At 55.9% G+C, this 10,138-nt stretch carries 8 protein-coding genes; 5 read left to right on the forward strand and 3 right to left on the reverse strand.

Features of this window, described 5'->3' with window-relative positions:
• Positions 1-35: 35 nt before the first annotated feature.
• From atpG to J2I48_RS18845, 5 genes are all read left to right on the forward strand, one after another.
• Positions 36-920, forward strand: coding sequence for an ATP synthase F1 subunit gamma (gene atpG / locus J2I48_RS18825; RefSeq protein WP_207337034.1), 885 nt, complete (start codon positions 36-38; stop codon positions 918-920).
• A gap of 186 nt (positions 921-1,106) precedes the next feature.
• Entirely contained in the window at positions 1,107-1,850 is a 744-nt protein-coding gene (locus J2I48_RS18830; protein ID WP_207337035.1) for a LolA-like protein, read from the forward strand.
• 77 nt (positions 1,851-1,927) lie between these two features.
• The gene (locus J2I48_RS18835) at positions 1,928-5,020 is read left to right on the forward strand and encodes a hypothetical protein (protein ID WP_207337036.1); all 3,093 of its coding nucleotides are present in this window, start codon (positions 1,928-1,930) and stop codon (positions 5,018-5,020) included.
• A gap of 452 nt (positions 5,021-5,472) precedes the next feature.
• On the forward strand, positions 5,473-6,054 hold the full coding sequence (locus J2I48_RS18840; protein ID WP_207337037.1) for a DUF4136 domain-containing protein: 582 nt from the start codon (positions 5,473-5,475) through the stop codon (positions 6,052-6,054).
• 112 nt (positions 6,055-6,166) lie between these two features.
• A complete protein-coding gene (locus tag J2I48_RS18845) occupies positions 6,167-6,433 on the forward strand; it encodes a hypothetical protein (protein WP_207337038.1) in 267 nt (88 codons plus the stop codon).
• Positions 6,434-6,467: 34 nt separating this feature from the next.
• Here the strand turns inward: J2I48_RS18845 and J2I48_RS18850 are convergent, their stop codons facing one another.
• From J2I48_RS18850 to J2I48_RS18860, 3 genes are all read right to left on the reverse strand, one after another.
• Complete coding sequence (locus J2I48_RS18850) at positions 6,468-7,808, reverse strand: peptidoglycan DD-metalloendopeptidase family protein (protein WP_207337039.1); 1,341 nt, start codon at positions 7,806-7,808, stop codon at positions 6,468-6,470.
• An 8-nt stretch (positions 7,809-7,816) separates the two neighbouring features.
• Positions 7,817-8,449, reverse strand: a complete 633-nt coding sequence (locus tag J2I48_RS18855; protein ID WP_207337040.1) for a TMEM175 family protein — start codon at positions 8,447-8,449, stop codon at positions 7,817-7,819.
• A gap of 142 nt (positions 8,450-8,591) precedes the next feature.
• On the reverse strand, positions 8,592-10,049 hold the full coding sequence (locus J2I48_RS18860) for an APC family permease (RefSeq protein WP_207337041.1): 1,458 nt from the start codon (positions 10,047-10,049) through the stop codon (positions 8,592-8,594).
• Positions 10,050-10,138: the final 89 nt, after the last annotated feature.

A 10,138-nucleotide genomic window follows, 5' to 3' on the forward strand; every position in this document is an offset into this window, starting at 1 on the left:
AACTCCTTAAACTAAAAACTTCCAAACTGAAGTTTATGGCCAACCTAAAGGAAGTACGCAACCGGATTGTGTCGGTGAATTCGACGCAGCAGATCACCAAAGCCATGAAAATGGTGGCGGCGGCGAAGCTGCGGCGGGCACAGGACGCCATCACGCAGATGCGTCCCTATGCGCAGAAGTTAAGTGAAATGCTGGGTACGGTGTCGGCGGGTGCTGAATCGGCTACAGATAGCCCTTATAAGCAGGCCCGGCCTGTGCAAAATGTGCTCATGATCCTGGTTACGTCTGACCGGGGGTTGTGCGGCGCGTTTAACACCAACGTAGCCAAGGCTGCCGTGGCCCGCATCAACGAGCAATACGCCGATCAGGCCCGCCGGGGCACGGTGCAGGTGATGGCCATTGGCAAAAAAGGTGCCGAGGCTATGGCCCGTCGGGGGTATAAAGTAAACACCAAGCACGTCAATACCTTTGGCAACCTGAGCTTCTCGACTGTTCGTGAAGCCGCCGAAGAGGCCATGGATCAATTCGTGAAAGGGCAATATGATGTAGTGGAGGTGGTGTATAACGAGTTCCGCAACGTAGCCACGCAGATCATTCGCGTCGAGCAAATGTTGCCTATCGTGTCGACGCCCGCTCCGGCTGGCGTGACAGCTAACGTGAACTATACGTTCGAGCCGGGCGAGGAAGAAATCGTGACCGAACTGATTCCCAAGACGCTTAAGATTCAACTGTACAAAGCCGTGCTGGAATCCAACGCCTCGGAACATGGTGCCCGGATGACGGCCATGGACAAGGCTACCGAAAATGCTGGTGAACTGCTGAAAGAACTGAAGCTGATCTACAACCGGACGCGTCAGGCGGCTATTACCAAAGAGATTCTCGAAATCGTGGGTGGTGCCGAAGCGCTTGCCAGCAGCTAGTAGCATACACATCGAACCGATATGAATGCCAACCCGCGACCCACCTGGTCGCGGGTTTTTTATTGGTGTGTTCTGAGCGCACACAATCCCATTTACCCACCGCTTATGTAATTATCCTTACGTCTGTTGCAGCTATTGCTTAATTTAGGATGGTTAACTAACTGCTGAACAAACAAAACCATTTACATGAAAAAGCTGCTTGTACTTTTCTTTTGCGTGGCCGGTTCGCTGGTGGCGCGGGCACAAACCGCCGACGAAGTGATTGACAAATACTTTGCCCAAACGGGGGGTAAAGACAAATGGATGGCCATTAAAAGCATGAAGGCCACCGGCAAAGCCAAAGTGCAGGGCATGGAGCTGCCCATTGCGATGCTCCAAAAAGCGCCCAACAAAATGAAGGCCACCGCCACATTTCAAGGCATGAGCTTCATACAGCCCTGTTTTGACGGCAGCACTGGCTGGAACACCAACCAGATGACCATGAAGCCCGAAAAAATGGCCGCTGAAGACAGCGAGAACATGAAAGACGAGGCCATGCTGGAAGACCCATTTCTGAACTACGCCGCCAAAGGCTACAAGGTGGAATTGCAGGGTAAAGAAACCATTGAAGGCACCGAGTGCCACAAAATGAAGCTGACCCGCAAACCCACCATGGTGGATGGCAAGGCTGAAGAAAACGTGGTGTATTACTTTTTCAGCGTGGCCGACAATGTACCCATCATGAGCCGGACGGTGTCGAAAAAAGGGCCTGCCAAAGGGGCCACGGTAGAAACCTTCATGAGTGATTACCAAGAAATTCCTGGTGGGATTTTCATGCCCTTTACCGTGACGACCAAAGCCAACGGTAAAGACATGATGTCGATGGTGATGGACAAATACGAGACCAACGTGGCTATCGAAGACACCGAATTCGATTTTCCAAAACAATAAGCACCCTGCTTTTTAATGAATTCCTGCCGATGCCATCGCTTCAAACGATGGCATCGGTGTACTAGACAAACCTTGGCATGAAAACACCCCGCTACCTCCCGTTGCTGACCCTGCTGGCTATCAGCACCAGCACCCTGGCGCAACAAGCTATTCCGCTGAAAGGCAACGAGTTATTTGGTTCCTTACGGGCACGGCACATTGGTCCGGCCATTACCAGCGGTCGCATCGCCGACCTCGACGGCCACCCCACTGACGGACGTGTGCTCTACGTAGGCACGGCGGGTGGCGGTGTCTGGAAAACCACCGACGGTGGCGTGAGCTACAAGCCCATGTTCGACAAACACATCCAGTCTATCGGGGCCGTGGCGGTCGATCCCAAACAGCCCGATCAGGTGGTGTGGGCCGGTACCGGCGAATGCTGGACGCGCAACAGCGTGTCCGTAGGCGATGGCGTGTACAAGACCGTAGATGGCGGCCAAAACTGGACCAACATGGGCCTGGCCAAATCGGAGCGGATCAGCGCCGTAAAGATCGACCCCACCAATACTAACATCGTTTACGTGGGCGCGATGGGCGCGCTATGGGGCCCAAGTGCCGAACGGGGCGTGTTTAAAACCACCGACGGTGGCAAGACCTGGGAGAAGATTCTGTTTGTCGATGAGAACACGGGCTGCTCCGACCTGGCCATGGATCCCAAAGACCCCAACGTGCTCTACGCTGCCTTCTGGGAGTTTCGGCGCACGGCCTGGTCGTTCAATTCGGGCGGAAATCAGAGCGGGTTGTACAAGTCGAGTGACGCGGGCAAGACCTGGGCCAAGATTCATACGGGCTTCCCCACGGGTAAGCTGGGCCGGATTGCCATTACGGTGGCCCCGTCGGTACCCAACCGGCTGTTTGCAGTAATTGAATCGGAAACGTCCGAGGGCAAGGGTTTGTACCGCTCTGAAAATGCGGGTGCCTCCTGGCAGCGTACCAATGGCGACTTCGAACTGACCGTGCGGCCGTTCTATTTCTCGCGCATTGTGGTCGACCCGCGCAACCCCGATATTCTCCTGAAAGGTGGCCTGAGCGGGTCCATCAGCCGCGACGGGGGCAAGACATTTACCACGCTGGGTACTATGCACTCCGACGTGCACGATTTTCATTTCGACAACCAGAATTCAAACATCATTTTTGCCGCTACCGACGGGGGCGTGTACCGGTCATACGACGGGGGCAGCGTGTTCGAGATGGTTAAGGGGCTGCCCGTGTCGCAGGCGTATCAGGTAAGCGTAGATAACAGCAAACCCTACAAAGTCTACTGCGGGTTGCAGGACAATCAGTCTTGGTATGGCCCGTCAGAAAGCCCCGGCGGTATTGAAAACCGCGACTGGAACTGCGTAGGGGCGGGCGATGGCTTCCGGGTGTACCGGCACCCAACCAAGGCAAACATCCTCTATTCTGAAATGCAGGGGGCCGAATATATCTGGCGCTACGATACCGAACGGCGGCAGAGCAAGATCGTGAAACCCTACGCTAGCGCCACCGACCCTAAGTTGCGGTTTAACTGGAATACGGCCCTACAGATCAGCCCCAACAAGCCCGACCGGCTCTACGTAGGCAGTCAGTTTTTGCACCGATCCGACGATATGGGTGAGACCTGGACCAAGATTTCGCCTGATTTGACCACCAACAACCCCGCCAAACAGCAACAGGAGGGTTCGGGCGGCCTGAGCGCCGATAATTCCGGGGCCGAAAACCATTGCACGGTATTCAGCGTGGCCGAATCGCCGCTCGACGAGAATATGATCTGGGTGGGTACTGACGACGGCAACGTGCAGGTAACCACCGACGGCGGCAAAAACTGGAGCAACGTAGTCGGCACGGTGCCGGGCCTGCCCAAGAACACCTGGGCCTACCACGTGGAACCCAGCCGTTTCGACAAAAACACGGCCTACGTGGCGTTTGAGGGCCATTCGTCGGGCGACATGGCCACCTACGTTTACAAGACTACCGACCTGGGCAAGACCTGGACATCCATCACCACGCCTGATATTAAAGGCTTTGCGCGCCACATCAAAGAAGACCTGGTAAACCCCAACCTGCTGTTTCTGGGTACCGAACAGGGCCTGTACGTGACTGTAGATGGCGGGCAAAACTGGTCGGCGTTTACGAACAACATGCCCCCCGTGGCGGTGATGTACATCGCCATTCAGCCCGACGAAAACGATCTAGTGCTGGCTACCCACGGGCGCGGCCTGATCATCATCGACGACATCAGCCCACTACGGCAGGTGACCAACGAGTTGCTGACGAAAGACGCGGCCTTCCTGCAAACAAACCCCACCGCCATGCGCGACGACGGGGGGTTCTCGGAAGGCGGTGATGCGGGTGAGTTTTCGGGCGAAAACCCCAGCCGGTCGGCCAAGATTGTGTACTACCTCAAGAAGCGCCAGACGTTCGGCAAGATGACGATGGAGATCATGGACTCGGTGGGCAAAAAAGTGGGTGATGTAACGCCGGGTAAGGCCAAGGGCATCAACATTGTGGAGTGGAACTACCGCCTGAAGCCACCTAAAGTGGCCACGGGCAAAACGCTGTCGTTTGCCGGGTTCACCGGTCCGCGCCTGCCTGCTGGCACCTATACCGTGAAGCTGACACAGGGCACCAACACCTACGAAACGCCCCTGAAACTCCTGCCCGACCCCACCAGTATGCATTCGGTGGCGGACCAACAGGCTCAATACGAGACTGTTACGCGGTTGTATACCATGACCGAACAGCTGGGCTACCTGGTGGATCAGATCAACGCGATGCAAAAAGCCGCCGATGAGCAACTGGCCAAAGATGCCAAGTATAAGAAGCTGATTGACCCGCTGGCGAAAGACCTAACCACCCTGAAAGAAAAGCTGGTGGTGCTGAAAGGCGATAACTACGTGGGCACCGCCGAGCCGCAACTGCGCGAAAAAATTGGCACCATCTACGGCCAAATTGCGGGCTACTATGGCCGTCCGTCGGGGGCGCAATTGGCCAATGTAACGGTGCTGGATGATCAGTTGAAAGCGGCTCTGGCTACGTTCGAGACGATCAAAACCACGCGCTACAAGGCCTTCACCGACCGGCTATCGAAAGACAAGCTCCCCGAAATTTCACTCCGCTCATTCGACGAGTACAAGAAATCGGACGGGTAGGGTTTTTTGCGTAACCGGTTGCTGCCGCGTTGGGGTGGCTGGCGCTGTTATGGCTTCGCGCTTGTGGCCCCTCGACTGCGCTCGGGGTGACAACGACCTTGAATCAAGCAAGGATGCTTTCTTATTTGCCTGTCACCCCGAGCGCAGTCGAGGGGCTACAAGCGCGAAGCCATAACAGCGCCAGCCACGCTATTTAAAAATGAGATTATAATTTGAAGCAAAACGGACTCGTACAGTGGGCGAAGCACTAGGCTTAGATCTCTGATAATCAATAACATAAACCTCATCTAGGTCTGTAACTACATCTGCGAAATGTGAACCGTAGCGGGGTGTTTTTGGTTATGTAAGTGCCACACAATAGCAGCCATCGGCGTACCGTTTATTACGTGTTAGCCTGCTGAACACCAACTGTTTTTGTACGGCAACCGACTACTTCTTAACACAACTCATCCATGAATATCAAGCACATAATTGCCGGTTTGTTTGTGGCGGGAACCATCGCATCTTGTGCGCCCGCCATTACGGTTAAGTACGACTACGACCCCAAAGTGAACGTTCGGCAGTTTAGCACCTACCGGATTGAAGCAGACCGGCAGCGTAACGCCGACCCCATTGTGGGCAGCAACCTTAACCAGCGCCGTATCGCCGAAGCCCTCGATCAGTCGTTGCAGGGGCTGGGCTATAAGCCAACTGAAGATATCGGTGCCGATTTGATCGTGCGTTTCTTCACCGATTCGAAAGACCGTCAGCAAATTCAGTCTAACAACATGGGTAGCCCCTGGGGTTGGGGCTACGGTGGCTTTGGTGGCTACAACAACCAGGTCTACTCGCGTCAGTACGAAGAGAACCGGGTGGTGGTGAACATCTATGATTCGCGGACCAACAATATCGTTTGGCAGGGTTGGGCTACGGGTCAGTTGAATACCAAGAAAAACGAGCGCAACCGCGATCTGGCTTTCCGCGAAACTGTGGTCAGCATTATGAAAAACTTTCCGCAGAGTGCCGGTCAGGATTACGGTGCCGCTGCCCGATAGTTGTTGGCGGTTTAGTAACTTTCAGCCCCTTATCTGATCTACAGATGAGGGGTTTTTTGTTGCTGTTCAAACCCGTAGTGCCAATATTGCCGAAGCCGGGCAAGCAGACGTAGTGATACCATCAACGCCACCACCCAGAACGGTCATAGCCCTATTGGTAGCCTGTGGGCTACTGAGCATCGGTGTGGCGGCGCTGGTATGGGTCAATAGTCGCCGCGTGGCGCACTACAACGACGAAATCAACGACCTGCGCCGCCACGTCACCACCGCCGACGGCCAGGTGCAACGCCTGAGCCAGAAACTAAAAGATTGCCTCTATCTCCGTAAAACCCCCGACAGCCTGCGTAACACACCCCTGCGTGTAACGGGTTGGGAGTGAATGACCAATGACCGACCGCGTAGCGAATGACCAACTACTTTACTCCCTGCCTCAGCAGCCAGCCGGTTTGGCCTGCTGTTGTTTTGATGAACCAGAAGTTTGGAATCTGCCCTAGCACGGCTACTGAACTACCTGCCGGAAGGGTCTGGATGACTGCCGCCCGGGGGTGAGCTTCGTCCAGCAGCGCGGCGGGGGTGGTTAGCTGATCGGTGCGGAGGGGTTTGGCTAGGGCCTCAACAGCATCGCGGGCCACGTAGCCAGGCTGTCCGGTTGGCAGGCTCACCCGTAGCCAGTTGGCGGTACCTCCCAGGATGGTGAGCGGTTGTTGACGAGGCAGCTCGCGCACAACCGGTGCGTCGGTGCTGGGCGACAGCCGAAGGCTTACTTTCCCCGCACTAACTCGTGCCGAATCACCCAACAGGGCTGAATTTAACAGTTCCTGCTGAGCGGGACCACGGCCCAACCGTACGTAGGGTAGGGGATCAACGGCCCCGTCGGCATACGTATATACACCAAAGTGCAAATGCGGACCGGTAGTGCGGGCATTGCCGGTGTTCCCCACAAACCCCACTGTATCGCCGGGGTTTACGCGCTGCCCGGTGGTCACGTTAAACCGGTCTAAGTGAGCGTAATAAAGGCGTTGTTCGCGGTCAGCGTCGGTTAGGAAAACCACGTTGCCCCCCAATTGATTCTGGCCTACCTGCGAGACCACCCCGGCCACTGAAGCAAGGGCGGGTGTGCCCTTCGGCGCAAAAATATCGATACCCTCGTGCCGCCGACGCCCTCCGTCGCGGGGGACGCCAAAGTAGCTGCTAATTTGTTTGCTGCTACGTCCCTGCACCGGAAACAGCAGCACCGGTTCGCGGGTGATGGCAATGGTGTAGTGGCCCGACCGGAGCAGTTCGGGCTGAACGCGAATGAGGTACGTCTGATTGCGGCGCGGCTCCCAGACCAGTTCGGTGGGTGCGTTGGTGGTATCGGTTTTGGCGGCCGCAATGGGGGCTACCTTCCCGCCATCAATCGAAAACACGTCGACGAATACCCGGACCGGCTCTCGACCCTGCACATTGACCCGGATCGTGAATTTATCACCTCGCACTCCCGCCATGCGGTAACCTACGGCCAGGGGTTGCGCGGCGCTGAAATAGCCACTTTCGCGGTAGGGCACACTGATGGTGAGCGAATCGCGGAGCGCGCGCTGGGCGGCGTTGGCCCACGCCAGACCCAAGGCCGTGCGGTCAAGATCGGCCGTTTTCAGCGACTGCTCATAGCGTTCGTGGGGCGACGGCGTATGAAACAAACCGCTGCCAGGACCACTACCCGTGCAAGCCGCTACCAGCATCAGCAAACTGAGAAAGGATAATGTTGATTTCATATCCCTCTTTAAACGACTCGTTCGCGGTGGTATTTTAGGCGGGAAAGGTAGACCACCATGCCAAAGCCGATGAGCAGGCTGAGGTAAGGCGACAGAAATGAAGCCAGTGCCGCCACAACGTAAGCGATGATGCTGATAACCAGCCCCATACGTACCGTTTGTACTTTTACATCTGCGGCGGGGCGTTTCAGCAACAGGTAATCTTTGGTGGCGTGTGACCACATCAGATACAGCGTTGCGCAAATACCTGCGAAGAGAAACATGTAGACGAACCCCGCCAGCGTCATGGCCTCGGTGGCAATGTAGTTCGACATGAGCGAGGTGGTAAACGGGATAGTGCTCACCAGCAGCAGGTGCAGGCCGTTGTAGTACATAAACCGGCTGTCGCTCCGCCGAATCACATTATACATGCGGTGGTGGTTAACCCAGATAATGAAGATCGTAGCGAAGCTAAGCCCAAAGGCGATGTAGGCGGGCCATTGTTTAAACAGGGCATGGAGCAGCATAACGCTACTGTAATCACCGTCGGGGTGGCGCGGCGCTTTCAGTTCAAACGTTAGCAGCGTAATATCAATGGCAAAGACCCCGTCGCTAAAGGCCTCCATCCGCACTGTCTCGTTTTCCTGAAAAGTGTTGTCCATGTTTTGATTTACGACTTACGATGTACGATTTATTGCTGACCGGTCTGCCGGTGCGGCACGGGTTTGCTCTACAGCAGAGTGCCGCACCGGCAGACCGGCGTCAGCAATAAATCGTACATCGTAAGTCGTAATTCGTAAATCATTACTTCCGTTTCGTCCAGTAATAAACGGGTACGCCCAGCCCAGCAATGAGGAGACCCATGCCAGTGTTGAAACGAGTAACGGGGTTGTAGAGCAGGATAAGGCAGATGGCCGTGCCCGCCAGCATATAGATGGCCGGTACCAGCGGGTAGCCGAACGCGCGGTAAGGTCGTTCGGCGTTGGGCTCTTTGCGACGCAGGATGAACAACCCGCCAATGGTGACGATGTAGAAACAGAGCGACGTAAACGTGCAATAGTCTAGCAGATCGCCGTAAGTACCTGACAGACAAAGTAATGACGCCCAGATACATTGCAGCCACAGTGCCCGGCCCGGCACGGCGTTTTCGTTCAGGTGTGAAGCCTGCTTCAGAAATAGCCCGTCTTTGGCCATAGCGTAATAGAGTCGTGCCCCCGCCAGAATCAGCCCGTTGTTACACCCAAACGTCGAAATCATAATCAGCACCGCCATAATGGCCACGCCGATATTGCCAAAGATGGTGGAGACGGCGGCGGTGGCTACACGGTCGGCGGTGGCGAACTGAATACCCCGGCCCACAATGTCGGTGGCGGTGAGCAGGCCTTTCAGCGGCAGCAAGGACAGGTACGACAGGTTGGCCAGGAAGTAGATGGTGGTCACGATAAGCGTACCGAAAAAAAGCGCCAGCGGAATGTTACGGCGCGGGTTTTTGATTTCGCCCGCAATGAAGGTGACGTTGTTCCAGGCATCGGCTGAAAACAACGACCCCACCATAGAGGTACCAAAGGCCAGCAGAAGTGCCATTCCGGCCAGCGGCAGCACCTCGCCTGTGGCCGAGGTGGTAGAGGCCGCCCAGGCGTTGCTGAGGTTGGCCGACAGCAGGCCGCTGCTCAGCCCCAGGGCAATGCCCACCACAATCAGTCCCAGCAGGGCCACGAGCTTAGCCGACGTAAACACGTTCTGAATTAATTTCCCGCTTTGCACCCCCCGGCTGTTGAGCCAGGTAAGCAACACCAGACTGCTAATGGCGTAGAGCGACCCCAGCGTGATCTTCACCGGCCCCAGCGCCAGCAGCACGTTTTCGGGACCAAGGGCGGGCATAAACACCGCCGAAAATTTGGTAAACGCCACTGCCACGGCCGCGATGGTGCCAGTTTGAATGACGGTAAACACGGTCCAGCCGTAAACAAAGCCCGTCAGGTGACCGTAGGCACGCTGGATGTAGATGTACTGGCCCCCGGCTTTGGGCATCATGCCCGCCAATTCGCCGTAGCTGAGTGCTGCCGCCACGGTCAGCACACCCGTAAGCACCCACAGCATGAGCAGCCACCCCGACGAACCCAGGTTGCGGGCCATTCCCGCCGTGACAATAAACACCCCCGACCCAATCATGGAGCCGGAAACAATGAGTGTGGAGTCGAGCAGACTCAGCGAACGATTAAAATCGGTAGAAACAGGCGTTGTCTCGGTCGGTTGCGACATAAAAGGTTAGGTAGTTGCCCCAAGAATCCGGGGAAGTGTTTTGCAAGAAAGGATTTTAGATTGAAGGAAGGGAATGTACAATGAATATT

Origin of the sequence: Fibrella aquatilis, from assembly GCF_017353255.1 — a bacterium.
GTDB lineage: Bacteria > Bacteroidota > Bacteroidia > Cytophagales > Spirosomataceae > Fibrella > Fibrella aquatilis.

Excerpts from the sequence above, each read along its gene's own strand:
- J2I48_RS18860 (WP_207337041.1), bottom strand. The coding sequence starts at position 10,049 with ATGTCGCAACCGACCGAGACAACGCCTGTTTCTACCGATTTTAATCGT.
- J2I48_RS18835 (WP_207337036.1), top strand. The coding sequence starts at position 1,928 with ATGAAAACACCCCGCTACCTCCCGTTGCTGACCCTGCTGGCTATCAGC.
- J2I48_RS18830 (WP_207337035.1), top strand. The coding sequence starts at position 1,107 with ATGAAAAAGCTGCTTGTACTTTTCTTTTGCGTGGCCGGTTCGCTGGTG.
- atpG (WP_207337034.1), top strand. The coding sequence starts at position 36 with ATGGCCAACCTAAAGGAAGTACGCAACCGGATTGTGTCGGTGAATTCG.
- J2I48_RS18840 (WP_207337037.1), top strand. The coding sequence starts at position 5,473 with ATGAATATCAAGCACATAATTGCCGGTTTGTTTGTGGCGGGAACCATC.
- J2I48_RS18850 (WP_207337039.1), bottom strand. The coding sequence starts at position 7,808 with ATGAAATCAACATTATCCTTTCTCAGTTTGCTGATGCTGGTAGCGGCT.
- J2I48_RS18855 (WP_207337040.1), bottom strand. The coding sequence starts at position 8,449 with ATGGACAACACTTTTCAGGAAAACGAGACAGTGCGGATGGAGGCCTTT.